General features: G+C 66.0%; 17 protein-coding genes and 4 pseudogenes. 10 read left to right on the plus strand and 11 right to left on the minus strand.

All coding sequences use genetic code 11. The features are described 5' to 3' along the window. Nucleotides 1-2: 2 nt before the first annotated feature. Together ACLP9N_RS06355 and ACLP9N_RS06360 are read right to left on the minus strand one after the other, a co-directional pair. Nucleotides 3-1136, minus strand: a complete 1134-nt coding sequence (locus ACLP9N_RS06355; protein WP_442406590.1) for an alpha/beta hydrolase — start codon at nucleotides 1134-1136, stop codon at nucleotides 3-5. Continuing rightward, nucleotides 1137-1736, minus strand: a complete 600-nt coding sequence (locus tag ACLP9N_RS06360; RefSeq protein ID WP_442406641.1) for a TetR/AcrR family transcriptional regulator — start codon at nucleotides 1734-1736, stop codon at nucleotides 1137-1139. It lies immediately after the preceding gene. Between the two features lie 170 nt (nucleotides 1737-1906). On the opposite strand from ACLP9N_RS06360, the gene ACLP9N_RS06365 reads away from it, so the two are divergent. Continuing rightward, nucleotides 1907-2488, plus strand: coding sequence for a VOC family protein (locus ACLP9N_RS06365; protein ID WP_442406591.1), 582 nt, complete (start codon nucleotides 1907-1909; stop codon nucleotides 2486-2488). Nucleotides 2489-2521: 33 nt separating this feature from the next. After that, nucleotides 2522-3073 (plus strand): hypothetical protein, encoded by a 552-nt coding sequence (locus tag ACLP9N_RS06370; protein WP_442406592.1) that lies wholly within the window; start codon nucleotides 2522-2524, stop codon nucleotides 3071-3073. Here the strand turns inward: ACLP9N_RS06370 and ACLP9N_RS06375 are convergent. Beyond that, nucleotides 3006-3701, minus strand: a complete 696-nt coding sequence (locus ACLP9N_RS06375) for a TetR/AcrR family transcriptional regulator (protein WP_442406593.1) — start codon at nucleotides 3699-3701, stop codon at nucleotides 3006-3008. The genes ACLP9N_RS06370 and ACLP9N_RS06375 overlap by 68 nt on opposite strands. Before the next feature lie 81 nt (nucleotides 3702-3782). Here ACLP9N_RS06375 and ACLP9N_RS06380 point away from each other — a divergent pair, with 81 nt between their 5' ends. From ACLP9N_RS06380 to ACLP9N_RS06395, 4 genes are all read left to right on the plus strand, one after another. After that, a complete protein-coding gene (locus tag ACLP9N_RS06380; protein WP_442406594.1) occupies nucleotides 3783-4691 on the plus strand; it encodes an oxygenase MpaB family protein in 909 nt (302 codons plus the stop codon). Between the two features lie 93 nt (nucleotides 4692-4784). After that, a complete protein-coding gene (locus ACLP9N_RS06385) occupies nucleotides 4785-6566 on the plus strand; it encodes a PPE family protein (protein ID WP_442406595.1) in 1782 nt (593 codons plus the stop codon). A 75-nt stretch (nucleotides 6567-6641) separates the two neighbouring features. After that, nucleotides 6642-7604 carry a permease gene (locus ACLP9N_RS06390; RefSeq protein WP_442406642.1) on the plus strand — a complete coding sequence of 321 codons (963 nt, stop codon included), beginning with the start codon at nucleotides 6642-6644 and terminating at the stop codon, nucleotides 7602-7604. Continuing rightward, entirely contained in the window at nucleotides 7605-8351 is a 747-nt protein-coding gene (locus ACLP9N_RS06395) for a TIGR03943 family putative permease subunit (RefSeq protein WP_442406596.1), read from the plus strand. A 392-nt stretch (nucleotides 8352-8743) separates the two neighbouring features. Here ACLP9N_RS06395 and rpsR read toward each other — a convergent pair whose 3' ends face one another. The 4 genes from rpsR to rpmB are packed head-to-tail and all read right to left on the minus strand — an operon-like array spanning nucleotide 8744 to nucleotide 9749. Then, a complete protein-coding gene (rpsR, locus tag ACLP9N_RS06400) occupies nucleotides 8744-9019 on the minus strand; it encodes a 30S ribosomal protein S18 (RefSeq protein WP_442406597.1) in 276 nt (91 codons plus the stop codon). A gap of 21 nt (nucleotides 9020-9040) precedes the next feature. Next, a complete protein-coding gene (gene rpsN, locus ACLP9N_RS06405) occupies nucleotides 9041-9346 on the minus strand; it encodes a 30S ribosomal protein S14 (protein ID WP_442406643.1) in 306 nt (101 codons plus the stop codon). Nucleotides 9347-9348: 2 nt separating this feature from the next. Further along, entirely contained in the window at nucleotides 9349-9513 is a 165-nt protein-coding gene (rpmG, locus tag ACLP9N_RS06410; protein WP_442406598.1) for a 50S ribosomal protein L33, read from the minus strand. Continuing rightward, complete coding sequence (gene rpmB, locus ACLP9N_RS06415) at nucleotides 9513-9749, minus strand: 50S ribosomal protein L28 (RefSeq protein WP_442406599.1); 237 nt, start codon at nucleotides 9747-9749, stop codon at nucleotides 9513-9515. Before rpmB ends, rpmG begins: the two co-directional genes overlap by 1 nt. A gap of 111 nt (nucleotides 9750-9860) precedes the next feature. Here rpmB and ACLP9N_RS06420 point away from each other — a divergent pair. The 3 pseudogenes from ACLP9N_RS06420 to ACLP9N_RS06430 form a co-directional block, all read left to right on the plus strand. Beyond that, nucleotides 9861-10032: pseudogene (locus tag ACLP9N_RS06420) on the plus strand (ribosome hibernation factor-recruiting GTPase MRF); the annotation flags it as partial. Continuing rightward, nucleotides 10021-10176 (plus strand): annotated as a pseudogene (locus tag ACLP9N_RS06425) (ribosome hibernation factor-recruiting GTPase MRF); the annotation flags it as partial. The pseudogenes ACLP9N_RS06420 and ACLP9N_RS06425, both read left to right, overlap by 12 nt. Beyond that, nucleotides 10176-10464, plus strand: a pseudogene (locus tag ACLP9N_RS06430) (type B 50S ribosomal protein L31). The pseudogenes ACLP9N_RS06425 and ACLP9N_RS06430, both read left to right, overlap by 1 nt. Here ACLP9N_RS06430 and ACLP9N_RS06435 read toward each other — a convergent pair. From ACLP9N_RS06435 to ACLP9N_RS06450, 4 genes and pseudogenes are all read right to left on the minus strand, one after another. Then, nucleotides 10433-10834, minus strand: a pseudogene (locus tag ACLP9N_RS06435) (Fur family transcriptional regulator). The pseudogenes ACLP9N_RS06430 and ACLP9N_RS06435 sit on opposite strands and share 32 nt — an antisense overlap. Before the next feature lie 40 nt (nucleotides 10835-10874). Next, complete coding sequence (locus ACLP9N_RS06440; protein ID WP_442406644.1) at nucleotides 10875-11708, minus strand: metal ABC transporter permease; 834 nt, start codon at nucleotides 11706-11708, stop codon at nucleotides 10875-10877. A 62-nt stretch (nucleotides 11709-11770) separates the two neighbouring features. Next, nucleotides 11771-12559, minus strand: coding sequence for a metal ABC transporter ATP-binding protein (locus tag ACLP9N_RS06445; protein ID WP_442406600.1), 789 nt, complete (start codon nucleotides 12557-12559; stop codon nucleotides 11771-11773). Beyond that, nucleotides 12546-13337 carry a metal ABC transporter solute-binding protein, Zn/Mn family gene (locus tag ACLP9N_RS06450; RefSeq protein ID WP_442406645.1) on the minus strand — a complete coding sequence of 264 codons (792 nt, stop codon included), beginning with the start codon at nucleotides 13335-13337 and terminating at the stop codon, nucleotides 12546-12548. Before ACLP9N_RS06450 ends, ACLP9N_RS06445 begins: the two co-directional genes overlap by 14 nt. Nucleotides 13338-13589: 252 nt before the next feature. On the opposite strand from ACLP9N_RS06450, the gene ACLP9N_RS06455 reads away from it, so the two are divergent. Next, the gene (locus tag ACLP9N_RS06455) at nucleotides 13590-14486 is read left to right on the plus strand and encodes a class I SAM-dependent methyltransferase (RefSeq protein ID WP_442406601.1); all 897 of its coding nucleotides are present in this window, start codon (nucleotides 13590-13592) and stop codon (nucleotides 14484-14486) included. Nucleotides 14487-14491 lie beyond the last annotated feature (5 nt).

Genomic DNA, 14491 nt, shown 5'->3' on the forward strand with positions numbered 1-14491 from the left:
TCTCAGCGCCACCGTTTGTGAATCCACTTGGCGATGGTGTCGGCCTGCTCGCTGCGCGCCCCCGGGGTGGTGAAGTAGTGGTCGGTGTCGATCGAAGCCTGCGTCTTGTCGGTGCCGGCGAGCGCGTCGTAGACGCGTTGGGCATCAGAGGGAAAAACCCCGGTGTCGGCCAGGGCGTTGATCACCAGGGCCGGGCAGGTGATGCGGGCCAGGTGTGGCTCCGCCCGGGTTTGCGCCACCCGCAGGCTCCACATGCCCAGCCAATTGCGCAGCGTGCAGGCCGCGGCGATGCCGTTGGCGGATCGGTTCGCCTTGGCCGGCACGCCCATGTAGCAGAGGTTGGGCTGACGGCTGGTGGGCTCGATGCTGGGATCGACCATGCGCGGGTCGGCCCAGGTCCGCATCACGGTGAACGGCCGATCGGAAAACCCCGCGGCGCGAACACGTTTGAGCTCATCCTCGGCCCAATCGGTGATGGCGTGGTTGCGCGTGGCCTGCGCCGAGCGGTAGCGGCTGAGAAACTCCGGCGAGTACGGCGGACCGTTGCGCTGGCTGAACAAGTCGAGGTCGAGATCGGTGGCCACCGGGTCGTTTTCGTCGACGACGGCGGCGTCCATCCAGGCGGTCAGCACGTCCGGGCGCCCGGGATGGGCGGCGGTGGCAACGTAACCGTCGGCGGGAAGCAACTCCGTCAATCCGGCCGCCGGCCGCATGCCGTCCAGCGGAGTCACGTTCGGGTCGACCGCCTGTGACTGGTAGGCCGCCATCAACGAACCGCCGCCCGAATTGCCCAGCAAGACAACGGCTTCCACGCCCTGAACTTCCCGCAGCCAGCGCACCCCGACGCCTATGTCGACCAGTGCGTGGTCGAGCGCAAAGCTGCTTTCGAAGCCGCGATAGCGAGTGTTCCAGCCCAGAAATCCGATGCCGCGGGTGGCCATGTAGTCGGCGAGATAATGCTCGGAGAAGTCGATCTGATAGTGCGTGGCAATCATCGCCACTTTCGGCTTGCGCCCTACACCGCGGTGGTACAGGCCCTGGCAAGGATGACCGCCGGCCCCGGCGCGCGCAGCGGTGCGCGACGGCAGCCCGACGAACTCGTGGATAACCCCCGGCGTGCCGCCATTGCGAGTCATTCACGCCTCCTTGCCGTAGATCGCGCGGTAGTAGATGTTGGCGAGGGTCTGGATGCAGGCCTGGTCGTCGGGCTTGCCGGCCCGGCTGAGCTGGAGATAGCAGAACTGGTTGAACATCGCCACAATTGCCTCGGCGATCAGCTGCGGGTCATCGCCGGGGCAGTAGCCCTCGGCCTGTGCACGCCGGACCGACTCGGCGATGAAGGAGATCGGTACCGCGCATATCTCGGCCCAGAACTGCGCGAAGTCGTCGTTGATCATGGCCAACTGCGACGCGCTGATCACCTCCGCGAGCCGGTTGCGGGAGGTGTGCCAGTGGGCGGAAGTGGCCTCGTGAGAGCGCTCGCGGGGGGACAGTCCGTGGCGGGTCACCGAGAGCGCCCGCTGGTTGGCCTCGTCGCGGAAGCGCACCGCCCACTGACGGACCATCGCCTCTTTGGAGTCGTAGTAGTTGTAAAACGATGCCGCCGAGCGGCCCGCTTCGCCGGCGATGTCGGCGATGGTCGTCGCCAGAATGCCCTTGCGCGCGATGACCGTTCGGGCGGCGGTGTCAATCGCGGCCTGTGTCCGGCGGCCGCGGCGCGTGGGGAAGGCCCGAATCTCTGGAGGATGGCGCGCCGGCTCCGAAGCGGTCGACAACTGGCGCACCTCCCCTGTCGCACCCTGTCGAATATGTGAATCTGATGTTAGATGACTATGTGAATCTGATGTTCGATTCAGATTTATTCTTGATCAGGGCTGTGCCCCCGGATACCGATGGGAGTCGCACGATGATCAAGCCACACAACACCAACAGCGAGTTCGAGCTCGGCGGGATCAACCATGTCGCCCTGGTGTGTTCGGACATGGCGCGCACGGTGGACTTTTACAGCAACATCCTCGGAATGCCACTAATCAAATCGCTCGATTTGCCGCGCGGTCAGGGGCAGCACTTCTTCTTCGACGCCGGCAACGGCGACTGTGTCGCGTTCTTCTGGTTCGCCGACGCGCCTGATCGGGTGCCGGGTATCTCGTCGCCGGGTGCCATCCCGGGCATCGGTGACATCACCAGCGCGGTGAGCACCATGAACCATCTTGCGTTTCACGTGCCGGCCGAGAAGTTCGACGAGTACCGGCGGCGGCTCAAGGACAAGGGCGTGCGGGTCGGCCCGGTCCTCAACCACGACGAGAGCGAAAGGCAGGTGTCCGCGACCGTGCATCCCGGGGTTTATGTGCGCTCGTTCTACTTCCAGGACCCCGACGGCATCACATTGGAGTTCGCTTGCTGGGTAAGGGAATTCACCACAAGTGACAACCAGGCCACCCCGAAGACGGCGGCCGATCGGCGACCCGCTGTGCAGGCCGTACGCTAATCGGCAAAACCGTGCCCGAGCCGGGGGATTCCCATGACGACCGACGGCATTTTGACCGACGAGCAGATCGCCGCCCTCACGCCCGAGCAGCGGCGCGAGCTGATCACCCGCCTGGAGCAACCCCTGAGCGAGCTGATCGACACGGAGTACCTCGGTCGGATTCGGCGAATCCGGCTGGGTCTGATGATCGGTGGCTCGATCGCGATGATTCCCTGGCTGGCGTATCTCTCCGTGACGTTGCCGGAAAATTATGTCGCCCATAACTGGCCCATCACCTGGGTAGGCTTCGACCTTCTGTTGGTCGCTTTCATGCTGGCGACCGCCGTGCTGGGCTACCTGCGCCGCCAGCTGCTGATGCTGTCGGCGTTCACTTCAGGGGTGTTACTGATCTGCGACGCGTGGTTCGACCTGACGACCGCCGGACCCACGGACCTGTGGTTGTCTCTGGTTACGGCGCTGCTGATCGAGGTGCCGTTGGCGATCTTCATGATCACCGGCGCGCAGCGGATTTTGCGACTCACGATGATGCGCTTGTGGCGGATGGATCCCGGGATGCGGCTTTGGCATCTGCCGTTGTTTCCGTGAGTCTGTATATGGCTGGGTCGGTGAGTTGGTCGAGCAGCGAGGCCAGCTGATCGACGAGTTGGTCGGGCTCGAGCCGGACGTCGCCGCCGAGCCAGGCGCTCAAGGTTTGCGTGACGCCGCCGACCGCGAAGTGCGCACCCGCTTTGATGCGGTCGTTTGCCGGCATGCGCAGCGCATCGCCGGCATATTGGCCGGACAGCATTGCGAACAGCGCTGCTGATTCGGCGCGCTTGCGCGCGATCACCGAATTGGCCAGTTGCGTGCTGAACAGCAGGCGCCCGATGCGCGCATCGTCGGCGATGGTCCGCACGATGTTGGCCATCCCCGCACGGGACTGCTCGTGCGCCGGCACCGCGGCCACCGCGGCCTGGGTGGTGGCGGCCACTTCCGCAACGACCCAATCGAATACGCCGCTGATGAACTCGTCCTTGTCGGCAAAGCTTTCGTAGAAATAGCGGGAAGCCAGGCCGGCCCGTCGGCAAACCTCACGGACGGTCAACCCGGAGATGTCCTGCCGGCCGGATCCCAACAGGTCCAGGCCGGCGGCCAAAAGCAGGCGACGGCGCGTGGCCAGTCGCTCGCCGGCCTCGACGCCGCGGTACGGCCGAGTGCTCGGGGTCTCCGCCATGATATCCATCTTGACACCGGCGCCAGACGCAGACAACATCAGGAAACAGGTGTTCTCACAATTAGCGGACGGGTGCGGTAGGTGACAGATTCCAAGACGGTGCGCGAGCCCATCGGGCACGTCGAGCGCGCGGTCGCCGACTCTCCCCGTCCCTCGGGGTTGCCCGAGCGCCAGGGTTCCACCTTCGCGGACGGTTTGATGGGCATAACGCTGCTGGCCGGCCCGGCCAACGTGATCATGCAGTTGGCGCGACCCGCCGTCGGCTACGGCGTGCTGGAAAGCCGCGTCGAGAGTGGCCGGGTGGACCTGCATCCGATCAAGCGGGCCCGCACCACCTTCACCTATCTCGCGGTGGCCGTCGCCGGCAGCGACGCCCAGAAGGAGGTGTTCCGTCGCGCGGTGAACCGGGCGCACGCTCAGGTGTACTCCACACCCGAGAGTCCGGTGCAGTACAACGCGTTCGACCCGGACCTGCAGCTGTGGGTGGCGGCATGTCTGTACAAGGGTGGGATCGACGTCCACCGCATCTTCGTCGGCGAACTGAACGACCAGGACGCCGAGCGCCACTATCGCGAGGCCAAGACGCTGGCCACCACATTGCAGGTGCCGCCGGAGATGTGGCCGGCCGACCGGGCGGCGTTCGACCGCTACTGGCAGGAGTCGCTGGCCAAGATCCACATCGACGACGCCGTCCGCGACTATCTGTATCCGATTGCCGTGTCGCGTATGCGCGGGCTGGCGCTGCCACGCTGGCTACGGCGGCTGCCGGAAAGCATCGCCTTACTGATCACCACCGGCTTTCTGCCGCAACGGTTTCGCGACGAGATGCGGTTGCCGTGGGATGCCGTCAGGCAACGGCGCTTCGACCGGCTGATGGCTGTGCTGCGCACGGTGAACCGTATCCTGCCGCGATTTGTCCGGCAGTTTCCGTTCAACGCAATGCTCTGGGATCTGGACCGCCGCATCAGGACGGGGTGCCCCTTGGTCTAATGCGCGGGGTGGGCGGATCGCGTGTCCGGTTGATAACGACAATCATATTCATTAAGCTCACTCGGGTTCGTCCTCCCAGCCCGAGGAGTTCTTATGACCGCGCCGATCTGGATGGCATCGCCGCCGGAGGTGCACTCGGCGCTGCTCAGCAGCGGTCCGGGGCCGGGTTCTCTGCTGGCGGCGGCCGGGGCGTGGGGCTTGCTCAGCACCGAATACGCCGAGCTGGCAGACGAACTCGCCGCGTTGCTGGCCGCCGTGCAGGCCGGGGCGTGGCAGGGGCCGAGCGTCGAGTCGTACGTGGCCGCGCATGCCCCCTATCTGGCCTGGCTGACGCAGGCCAGCGCCAACAGCACGGGAATGGCGGCCAGTCATGAGACGATGGCCGCGGCCTACACCGCCGCGTTGGCGGCCATGCCGACGCTGCCGGAATTGGCCGCCAACCATGTCGTCCACGGGGTCTTGTTGGCGACCAATTTCTTTGGGATCAACACCATCCCGATCGCGCTCAACGAGGCCGACTATGTGCGGATGTGGATTCAGGCCGCCGCGACCATGGGCATCTATCAAGCGGTGTCCAGCACGGCGATGGCATCGACACCGCAGACCACCCCGGCGCCGCAAATCCTGAAATCCAATGCGTCGGCCGAGCCCGCCTCGAGCTCCAACCCGTTGCAGGGGATCCTGCAGAACATCGAGCAGTTCCTGCAAAACCCGTTGGGGCTCCGGCAGCAGATCATTCAGATCATGCAAGAACACATCAACGGCGACAACCCGTATGGGCTCCCGCAGGGGTTCATAAACCTCCTGCAGAAGTTCGGCATATCGAATAGCCAGGTCGCACACGACCCGACGGTCGACAATGCGATCGATAACTTCCTTGCGAGTCAGCTGCAGCGCTTCGGCATCAACTGGGATCCGGCACACGGCACGATCAACGGATTGGAATACGACGATTATGCGAACCCCGGTCAGTCGTCGTTTTGGCTCGCTCGAACCCTCGAACTCATTGAGGATTCTCAAAACTTCGGCGTGGACTTCAGGTCAAATCCGGTTGAGGCCATTCAGTGGTTCATCAGCTGGCAGCTGTTCGATTTCCCGACCCACATATTAGAAGTCGCTGAGTATGTGGTCGAGAACCCGGTGGCGGCTCTCGCGGCGCTCCCCGCCATCTCGCCCATTGCGGCCACAGGCGGCTTGGGGGCGCTGGCCAGCCTGGCCGCCGTGCCTCCGGCGGCCGCCGCGCCGGCGCTGGCACCCCTCGCGGCTGCGCCCCCACTATTGCCGGTCGTCACGGCCCCGGCTTTCACCGCGCCGGCGATGACCGCCGGCGCGCCACCGGCGCCTGCGCCCACGCCTCCTAGCCCTCCCGCCCCTGCGGGTCCGGCACCGACACCGCCGCCTATGGTCGCGGGCGGACCCGCTTTTGCGCCCCCCTACGTCATCGCTCCTCCCGGCATCGGATCCGGCGCGGGGATGAGCACCAGCGCCAGCGCGCGCTCGAAGAAGAAGGCGCCGGAGCCGAATGCCGCCGCCGCGGCGACCGCGGCGGGGGCGCGGGATGCGGCACGGGCGCGGCGGCGCCGGCGCGCGAAGCAGCGTGGGTACGGCGACGAATTCATGGATATGAATGTCGAGGTCGACCCCGACTGGGACGGGCCGCCTGGTGATGGGCCACTCGCGTCGACGGTGGCCTCGGATCGGGGCGCCGGAAGTCTGGGGTTCGCCGGCACGGCAGCCAAGGAAACGGTCGCCGAGGCGGCCGGCCTGACCACACTGGCCGGTGACGAATTCGGCGGCGGCCCGCGGATGCCGATGCTGCCGGGCTCCTGGGATCCCGCTGGCCGGCCGCCGCAATCCACACCGCCCGCAAGTTAGGGTGCGGCGCCCGCGCGCTGACACAATGGCTTGGTGACAGCGCTGAGTTTCGTGCGCCGGATCCGGGTCGGGTCGATGGAACTGCTGGTGGGCATCCTGCTGGCGTGCGCCATATCGGCGACGATGCTGCGCAAGGTGGTCTCCGGCAGTGCGGTGTTCTCGACGGCGGGCACTGTGTTCTGTGGGGTCTTCGTTCAGGCGATTCCGTTCCTGGCGCTCGGGGTAGTGGTCAGCGGGCTGATCGCGGTGTTCGTGTCACCCGAGCGGTTGGCGCGCTGGCTGCCGCGTCGTCCCGCGGTAGCGGTGCTGGCGGCGGGGATCGGTGGGGCGGTGTTGCCGGGCTGTGAATGCGGGTCGGTTCCGGTGGGGCGGCGATTGTTCGGCGAACGAGGGGCCACGGGCGCGGCGGCGTTGACGTTCATGCTGGCCGCTCCGGCGATCAACCCGGTGGTGCTGGTCGCCACGGCGGTGGCGTTCCCCGGTGCGCCGATGATGGTCGTTGCCCGGCTGGGGGCATCGCTGCTGACCTCGGTAACCATGGGCTGGGTGTGGGTGCGATGGGGCCGCCCGGAGTGGGTCACCCGGCGGCTGCCCCGCTCGGGCCCACCTGGCTCGGAAGACACCGAGTCCCGATGGGTGCTGTTCGCCGAGGCGGCCCGGCACGACTTCCTGCAGGCCGCGTCCTATCTGGTCTTGGGTGCCGCCGCGGCGGCGGCACTGCACGTGGTGGTGCCGCGGTGGGTTTTCGACCACCTGGCGGCCCACCTAATTTTGGGTGTGGCGGTGATGGCCGCCCTTGCGGTGGTGTTGGCGTTGTGTTCGGAGGCAGACGCGTTTGTGGCGGCCAGCATGACGATGGTGCCGCTGCTGCCCCGCCTCGTGTTTCTGGTTGTCGGCCCGGCCGTCGATGTGAAACTGTTCGCGATGCAGGCGGGCATGTTCGGTCGGGCTTTCGCAGCGCGCTTCGCCCCCGCCACCTTGCTGGTTGCGGTGGCGAGCGCGTGCGCCGTCGGGCTTTTGGTTCTCGGTGGTCGATAAGTGAGCCGCGAAACCGAGAACACCGTCCTGCTGCTGGTGGGCATCAGCATCGCCATGATCACTGTGACGGGTGCGTTCACCCGCTACGTCAAGCCCGGGTTGCTTCCGTGGCTGGCGGCGTCGGCAGTGCTGCTGATCGTGTTGGCGCTGGCGGCGATCATCGGCGATATCCGCCGCGGCGGACCCCGGACTAGTGATCAGCACAGCGATCACGGCGAGGGACACTCCCACCGGGCCGGCATGGTGTGGTTTCTGCTCGTTCCGATCCTGCTCTTGATCTTCGTCACGCCCCCGGCGCTGCGGCCCTCGGCCGCCGCCCCGTCTGTCACCGCGGTGTCCAATGACGTTCTGAATCGGGCATTTCCGCCGCTGCCGCCGGGTCGCGCCCCTGAGTTGTCGCTGCCCGAGATACTGATGCGGGAGGCTCAAGACAGCACTGGCTCGCTGAAGAATCGAACGATCACCGTGACCGGCTTTGTCCTCAACGAGGCCCAGGGGGTGGACCTCGGCCGCATCGTCATCATCTGTTGCGCCGCCGACGCCCAGCTGGCCCGCATCCATCTGAGGGGTCCGGCCGCCGCGCAGGCCGCCGGGCTGGCTGACAACACGTGGCTTCGGGTTGAGGGCGAGGTCGGTGAGGTCCCGGCCGCACCCCGGCAGCCGCACTCGGCGGCGATCCCGACATTGCAGGCCACCGCGGTGACCCGCATCGATGCCCCGCCCAACCCCTACGACTACCCGCGTTGAGGATCGTCAATTACTTCGACTGCAGTGGCGACTCCAGAGCTGATGCCTGCCGAGTTCTGTTGGCACCGGTGTGTTTTCCCATTGACCGAGCTCTAGCCAGTCCCGCAGGGCGGCCGCGCCATCGTTGTCGGTGACGGGGCCGATCCAGTGTGTCGGCCCGCAGGGTACCCGATCTTTCGTGCACGGCTGCACCACAGCCATGACGCCGCATCCCGTCGGGCGAGATGCGCACGCTAGTGGTCCGAGCATGCACGGGGCGGCGACGAGCATGGCGTGTGGACAGCGCTGGATGCTGGGACTTAGTTCGTCGATCATCGACAGCTTCTGGTCGGCCGCACACGTGGTGCAGACGATGACGGTGAATGGGCGGTCGGTAGCGCGGCGCGGGGAAGTCACCGTGCCGTGCCCTGGCCGGTGGTCGGTCCGGGGTAGGGCAGCAGCGCCATTTCGCGCGCGTTCTTGATCGCGGTGGCGACCTCTCGTTGTTGTTGGACGGTTAGACCGGTGACGTGACGTGAGCGGATTTTGCCGCGTTCAGAAATGAACACGCGCAGCGCGGCGGTGTCCTTGTAGTCGACCACGCTGACCCGCAGGCTGGTGAGAAGGTTCTTCTTGGGCCTGACGAGAGGTTGGGCGGCACGACGAGCCCGCTGAGGTTTCTTAGCCATCACCAAGCCATCACCAAGCCATCACCAGCTCGCCTTACGCACGCCGGGAAGTTGCCCGTTATGCGCCAATTGGCGGACCCGCACCCTCGACAGTCCGAATTTGCGCAGATGCCCGCGCGGTCGCCCGTCAACGGAGTCGCGGTTGCGCAAGCGCACCGCGCCGGCGTCACGGGGCTGGCGTGCCAACTCGCGTTGCGCGGCCACCCGTTGTTCACCCGAACTCGCCGGTGAACGGATGATCTCTTTGAGTGCAGCGCGGCGTTGGGCGTAACGCGCCACGATCACGCGACGCTGCTCGTTCCTGACGATCTTGGATTTCTTCGCTATGCTCAGCGCTCCTCTCGAAAGTCGATGTGGCGGCGAATCACCGGGTCGTACTTGCGCAGCACCAGGCGGTCCGGGTCGTTGCGCCGGTTCTTGCGGGTGACGTAGCAGTAGCCGGTGCCCGCCGTGGAGCGCAGTTTGACGATGAGGCGGATCTCGTTGCGCGCCACTAGATCCGCTGCCCTTCGCGGCGCAGCCGCGCGACGACGGCTTCGATGCCGTCGCGGTCGATGACCCTGATGCCCTTTGCGCTGACCCGCAGGCGAATCCGACGGTCCTCTGACGGCAGGTAGTACGTCTTGAGTTGGACGTTGGGTGACCAGCGCCGACGAGTCCGGCGATGCGAGTGCGACACCGCGTTACCGAAACCCGGTGCCCGGCCGGTCACTTGGCAATGAGCAGACACGATTCCCTCCGCGGACCTGCACGCGTTATTGAAAATCATTTTCGACAAGCCCTGCAGGAGACGGTACCGTATGAGGAGCTCTAATGAAAATGATTATCAATAAGGAGACTGATGCGGACGCCCGTCATCCTGGTCGCCGGCCAGAAGGACTCCGACCCGGTCGTGGGGGCACTGCTGCGCACCCACGGGACGGTGGTCGTTGAGCACCGATTCGACGGTCACGTGGTGCGCCGAACGACGGTGACCCTGCAAGACGGTGTGTTGACGACCGCGGAGACCGCTGCTCACCGACGACGAGCTTGCTTCCCCGCAGGACTGGACCCACTACGACGATCCGTTCGGCGACTGGCACGAAGACCCCTGTGTAGCCATGGCAGAAGACGCCAAGGACACGCCTGTCCGCTACACCCAGGACCGAGACAGTTGATGAAACCCGGTATCCACCCCGATTACCACCCCGTCGCTTTCCAGGACGCCACCACGGGTGCGATGTTCCTGACCCGATCGACCCTGACCAGCTCGCGCACCATCGAGTGGCAGACGCCGCAGCGGGGTGCGCAGCTACCCACTTGTCGTCGTTGAAGTCACCTCTGATTCACACCCGTTCTGGACCGGTTGGCGCCGCATCGTCGACAGCGCCGGACAAGTAGAGAAATTCCACCGGCGCTACGGCGGCCGCCGACCTACCGCGGGAGAACGCGTAACGACCGGTTGAGCGTGGCCGGCGGGATGGTGGTTCGGCACTGCGGACAGACGCCGTACAGATCGACGTAGTGAGTGACGTCGGTGTAGTGGTGTTGGCGGGTTAGGCGGCGGGTGTGTTCTTAGATGTTGGCGGGGGTGAATCCCACCGCCTTGCCGCACCGCCGGCACAGCAGATAGTGACGATGACCCGCCCCGGTACGTAGGCGGTAGAGGATCTCGCCGTCCTCGGCACGCTGGGTCTCGGCTATCCGGTCGTCCGCCAGCGCGCGCAAGATGCGGTAGACGCTGGTCAGGCCGATCTGCAGCGGTCGGCGCTGGCGAATATCCAGATACAGCTGCTGGGCGCTGCGGAAGTTCTCCTGCTCCCGCAGGACCTCCAAGACGGTCCGTTGCTTGGCCGTGGAACGTCGCCGCCGGGGTTCAGGTGAAGAGACCAGAAACACTCCTGTCGGCGGCCGAATTTTTTTCCCGCGTTTGCACGGCAGCTCGCCGGCGGTTGCCGACCCGCACGGCTGACCAGATGACACAGGCGATGGTGACGATGGGGAAACTTGGCGGCAGGTTGAACATGGCCGATGCGCCCAGTCCGAGCCAGACCGCGCTCAGGCTGATCGCCGTGGAGATGACCATAGCCAGTACCGGTCTGGGGGTGAGCATGATCGCGGTCGCAGCAGGAGTGACGACCAGGGCGAACAACAGCAGCGTGCCGACGGCTTGTATCGCCATGGTGACGGTGAGCCCGAGCAGCGCCATGAATATGACCGATAGAGCGCGCACGGGCACACCTTTGGCCTCGGCGACCAGGGCGTTGACCGAGCTGAACAGCAGGGGCCGGTAGATGATGCCGACGCTGGACGCCAGCACCGCGAGGAGGATCGCGAAGCTGACCAGTTGCTCATGGGAGATGGCCAGCAGGTTGCCGAACAACACATTGGTCATCGTGCTGGAGCTCTTGGTGGCCAGCGAGTTGAAGAACAAGCCGAGACCGGTGGCCATGGCCAGGACCGTCCCGGTGACCACTTCGCGATCGGCGGCGCGCTTGCCCAGACCCCCGATCACCAGTGCCCCGCCAACACAGAACACGCCGAGCCCGACGACTACGGGCACGCCCAGCAGGACGGCGCCGGTCGCGCCAGGCAGCCCGATGTGAGCCAACGCATGAGCGGCGAAGGCAGTGTGGCGCACCACGACGAAGTAGCCGATCAACCCTGCGGCCAGCGCGACGATAGTGCCGCCGATCAGGGCGTTGACCATGAACCCGGATGCCAGAATCGGCCACCAATTGGGCTGATAACCCAGGGCTACAAGATGGTCGGTCACAGCGCGCTCCTCATATACGGCTCCCCGTGCGGTGTGTGCGCGACCTGGATCGGAGTGCCGTACAGCTGGCTAAGCAGCGCATCGTCCACCAGGTCGTCCATGAGTGCGTAGTGCGCGTGCCCGTCGAGCAGGTAGATCGCGCTGTCGAGGATGTGCAGCAGCGGGTTGAGGTCGTGGGCGACCACCAGGATGGTCACGGCCAGCTCAGCATGCAGTCGGGCCAGAAGTGCGACGATGTCGTGCTGGCTGCGCAGATCCAACGACGCCAACGGTTCGTCGAGGATTAGCAACTGCGGTTGTGCTACCAGGGCTGTGGCGATCGCGATGCGCTGGCGTTGCCCGCCAGAAAGCATCGACAGCCGCCGGTCGGCGATCTCGGTGGCCTCGACGGCGGCCAGTGCCTGGCTGACCTGCCGGCGTTGGGCTGGGGTGCTGCGCCCGAACGCCCACCGGCGCCCGGTGAGCCCGAGCAGTACCGCATCGGCGGCGCGGATGGCTTCCCCCGCGCTGGCGGAATAGTGTTGCGGCACGTAGCCGATGCTGTCGTTGCCCTGGCCGGGATGGCGGCCGAACACCTCGAGCCGGCCACTGGCCGCCGGGATCAGTCCGAGGACCATGTGCAGCAGGGTGGTCTTGCCCGAGCCGTTGGGTCCGATGACGGCGACGATGCCGCCGGCGGGCACTGTGAAGCTGGCGTGTGACCAGATGAGTCGTCCGCCGCGCACCGCGCTGACGTCGGTGAACGCGAGCGCGGTGGGCGTGCCGGGCAGCTCAGAGCGCGACACCGAGCGCCTTTGCCAATGCGGTGAGCTGGGCGCATTGCCAGCTCTCAAACGAGGTCTGCCCAGGCGGTACGGTCTCGGTGACGTTGACGACCGGCACCCCGGCCTGTTCGGCGGCGGAACGGATCTGCTCGGGGATCGACCCCTCGGTCTGGGTGTTATAGATGAGGACGTCGACCTGCCGGCCGGCCAGCGCGCTGCGGAATGCATTGATGTCGCCCGGCGACGGCTCTGATTCGTTGGCCGACGCCTGCTGGTAGCCGTGCGGGGTTTTGTTGACCAGACCCAATGCCTGCGCCTGGTACTCGAAAATTGCCTCGGTGGCCGCATAGGACTTGCCCGCCGCCTGGGCCTTGATCTTGTCGATCAGGCTGGTGTAGGGGGCCATCGCAGCGGTGAACTGTGATCTGCGCTGGCTGAAGTAGTTGCCGGCCTGCGGTTCGAGCTTGCTCAACGCTGCGGTCACCGCGTCGGCGACCGCGGCTACCGCCGATGGCATGTACCACAGGTGTGGGTTCGCGCCATCCGGTGTCTTGGTGACTTCGGCGGCGCTGACCATTGGGACGCCAGCGGCGGAGGTGGCGGCCAGGTTGGACGCCCAGGTGTCGTAGTTGGCGCCGTTGACCACTACAAGCTTGGCACCCGTGAACCAGGCCGCATCGGCCGGTGCCGGCTCGTAGTCGTGCGGGTCCACGGCCGAGCTGGCGAGCACGGTTTTGACGCGTGCGCAGGCGCCACCAAGCTCTGAGACGATGTCGCCCCACTGATCGACGCTGACCACCACACCAACCGGGGCGGTCGGGCAAGCCGCTACGGCGATGCTGCCAGTGGATGCTGGCGTCGTGGCCGCGCCCCGGGATGCATCGGGTTTGGTCTGGCTTGACGAACAGCCCGCCACAGCGAGCGTCAGCGCGAAGGCGGTAATGGCGGATGCGCACTGGAAGCGGGAGCGCAACACACTCACGCAGAGAACGATAACCGTTTTCATCACGACTGCGCGAGGGCCATCACTCATCGGCGTAGGGTCGGCTGGGTGCGTAGTGAAGGTGATACCTGGGACATCACAACGAGTCTCGGTGCGACCGCGTTATTCGTGGCGACCGCGCGAGCGTTGGAGGCGCAAAAACCCGACCCGCTGGCAGTGGACCCGTATGCGGAGGTGTTCTGCCGCGCCGTTGGCGGTCGTGCTGCCGACGTCCTCGACGGCAAGGTTCCCGACCACGAGCTCAAGACCGCCGACTTCGGCCAGCATTTCGTCAACTTCCAGGGCGCGCGTACCAAGTATTTCGATGAGTATTTCCGTCGCGCCGCTGATGCCGGCGTGCGGCAGGTGGTCATACTGGCGGCCGGACTGGACTCCCGCGCCTACCGGTTGTCGTGGCCGGACGGAACGACGATCTTCGAGTTGGACCGTCCGCAGGTTCTCAATTTCAAGCGTGCGGTGCTCGCCGGCCAGGGCGCCCAGCTACGCGCGGAACGTCGTGAGATTGCCGTCGATCTGCGGGAGGACTGGCCACAGGCGTTGCGGGACAACGGCTTTGATGCGACCAAGCCGTCAGCATGGATTGCCGAGGGCCTGCTGATCTATCTCCCGGCCGCGGCGCAGGAGCAGCTGTTCACCGGCATTGACTCGCTGTCCTGCCCGGGCAGCCATGTCGCCGTGGAGGATGGCGCTCCGATCCAGCAGGACGAATATGAAGCCAGACTCGAAGAAGAGCGCTCCTCGCCCGGCCAGCGCGCGTTCTTCCAGTTGGTCTACAACGAGCGGCACGCGCCGGCCACCGAATGGTTCGGCAACCGGGGCTGGACCGCGGTCGGTACTCCACTGGGCGATTACCTGCGCGAAGTCGGCCGGCCGGTACCCGGACCCGAATCTGAATTCGGGTCGTCGGTCGTCCGTAACACCCTGGTGACTGCCGTCAAGGCATGACCGCC

The organism is Mycobacterium sp. (assembly GCF_052144515.1).
In the GTDB taxonomy this organism is placed as follows: domain Bacteria; phylum Actinomycetota; class Actinomycetes; order Mycobacteriales; family Mycobacteriaceae; genus Mycobacterium.

What these genes read in the sequence shown, in the direction of transcription:
- ACLP9N_RS06365 (WP_442406591.1), top strand. Translation starts at nt 1,907, where the DNA reads ATGATCAAGCCACACAACACCAACAGCGAGTTCGAGCTCGGCGGGATC.
- ACLP9N_RS06440 (WP_442406644.1), bottom strand. Translation starts at nt 11,708, where the DNA reads ATGGTCAACGCCCTGATCGGCGGCACTATCGTCGCGCTGGCCGCAGGG.
- ACLP9N_RS06355 (WP_442406590.1), bottom strand. Translation starts at nt 1,136, where the DNA reads ATGACTCGCAATGGCGGCACGCCGGGGGTTATCCACGAGTTCGTCGGG.
- ACLP9N_RS06390 (WP_442406642.1), top strand. Translation starts at nt 6,642, where the DNA reads ATGGAACTGCTGGTGGGCATCCTGCTGGCGTGCGCCATATCGGCGACG.
- ACLP9N_RS06385 (WP_442406595.1), top strand. Translation starts at nt 4,785, where the DNA reads ATGACCGCGCCGATCTGGATGGCATCGCCGCCGGAGGTGCACTCGGCG.
- rpsR (WP_442406597.1), bottom strand. Translation starts at nt 9,019, where the DNA reads ATGGCTAAGAAACCTCAGCGGGCTCGTCGTGCCGCCCAACCTCTCGTC.
- ACLP9N_RS06375 (WP_442406593.1), bottom strand. Translation starts at nt 3,701, where the DNA reads ATGGCGGAGACCCCGAGCACTCGGCCGTACCGCGGCGTCGAGGCCGGC.
- ACLP9N_RS06370 (WP_442406592.1), top strand. Translation starts at nt 2,522, where the DNA reads ATGACGACCGACGGCATTTTGACCGACGAGCAGATCGCCGCCCTCACG.